A 242-nucleotide genomic window follows, 5' to 3' on the forward strand; every position below is an offset into this window, starting at 1 on the left:
CTTCAGGGTAATGTAAGGCCTTTGCTTTTGTACCTTGGTAAAAAAGCGGCGGTTTAGCCATTGGCATTCTTTTTCTAAAACACCAACTATAGCGGCTACACCTGCCGCCTGCAATTTTTCGATGCATTTGCCATCTACCTGCGCAAATGGGTCGCGGCAGCCAACTACAACTTTGGGGATGTGGTGTTTAATGATGAGATCGGCACAGGGTGGCGTTTTGCCATAGTGCGCGCAAGGCTCTA

General features: G+C 48.8%; 1 protein-coding gene. It reads right to left on the reverse strand.

Annotation, left to right across the window (positions count from 1 at the left end):
* The coding region (locus JDS80_RS31315; protein WP_369413215.1) for a bifunctional diaminohydroxyphosphoribosylaminopyrimidine deaminase/5-amino-6-(5-phosphoribosylamino)uracil reductase RibD at positions 1–242 on the reverse strand (242 nt) is incomplete at both ends.

It is taken from the genome of Bacillus cereus group sp. N8 (assembly GCF_016483685.1).
Classification (GTDB): Bacteria; Bacillota; Bacilli; order Bacillales; family Bacillaceae_G; genus Bacillus_A; species Bacillus_A proteolyticus.